This is a genomic window from Oleiphilus sp. HI0067, assembly GCF_001635735.1.
The window spans coordinates 1-1204 of sequence record NZ_LWFI01000220.1; the positions used below are offsets into that span (position 1 = coordinate 1).

At 43.4% G+C, this 1204-nt stretch carries 2 protein-coding genes; both read left to right on the forward strand.

The window, feature by feature from the left end; all coding sequences use genetic code 11:
- Positions 1-228: ParA family protein (locus tag A3739_RS02830; RefSeq protein ID WP_197471991.1), on the forward strand; the 228-nt coding region annotated here is incomplete at its 5' end.
- An 11-nt stretch (positions 229-239) separates the two neighbouring features.
- Positions 240-1109, forward strand: a complete 870-nt coding sequence (locus A3739_RS02835; protein WP_068482990.1) for a ParB/RepB/Spo0J family partition protein — start codon at positions 240-242, stop codon at positions 1107-1109.
- Positions 1110-1204 lie beyond the last annotated feature (95 nt).

Sequence of the window (1204 nt, forward strand, 5' to 3'; positions counted from 1 at the left end):
AATAGTCTAACTAAAGATGTATCAGAGGAGTTAGAAGAGTACTTTGGTGACCAAGTCTACAAGGTAGCGATTCCTCGAAATGTGAGACTAGCAGAAGCTCCTAGCCATGGTATGCCAGCACTGTATTATGATAAATCGTCCAGAGGTGCTCTAGCTTATTTAGCTTTAGCTGGCGAAATCGTTCGACGTTCTAAGAAAAAAACACAGCCTAATTTGATGGCTGTATAAGAGGAAGTAAATTGGCTAAGAAGCGGGTAATCGGTGAAAAAGGGCTTGGAGCTCTTTTGAAAGGCTCAAATGTAGAAGCCTTAAAAAAATCGACTCATGACGAAAAGCATCTTCGAGAGATCCCTGTCGAGTTGATCCAGCGAGGTAAGTATCAGCCACGCCGCGACATGGACCAACAAGCGCTTGAAGAGCTAGCGGAATCGATTCGACAGCAAGGTATTATGCAGCCGATTGTTGTTCGTCCTATCTCAGAGAGTAAGTTTGAGATTATCGCAGGCGAGCGCCGCTGGAGAGCCTCACAAATTGCAGGTTTAGATCGCGTTCCTACAATTGTTCGAGATGTGCCAGACGAAGCTGCTGTAGCTATGGCATTGATCGAAAACATTCAACGTGAAAACTTAAATGCGATGGAAGAGGCAATTGCATTGCAACGTTTGCAAGATGAATTCGATCTTACGCAACAAGAAGTCGCTGAGGCTATTGGCAAATCTCGTTCAACGGTTACAAATTTATTGCGACTGATGAATTTGAACGATGATGTGAAATTAATGCTAGAGCATGGCGACTTAGAAATGGGCCACGGTCGGGCATTGTTAGCGTTAGCCGAAGAAGATCAGTTATCTGCCGCGAATCAAGTAAATAGTCGATCGATGTCAGTTAGACAAACCGAAGCGCTCGTGCGAAAAATGTTAGAAGCGCCAGCGACGAAAAAAGCAACAAAAGCAGAGAAAGACCCCAATATCTTGCGCCTTGAAACAGATCTCTCTGAGAAGCTTGGCGCAAGCATTGATATTGCTCATGGTAAAGGTGGAAAAGGTAAGTTAGTGATTTCGTACAACTCTCTCAATGAGTTAGACGGCATCCTTTCCCACATAAAATAACAAGAACATCGGCTAAACCGTTAATGGGCAACGAAAAAACTTTATAACGAAAATTATCAATCTAACTTTAATTCGCACTGCCAAGTGTTGAATGG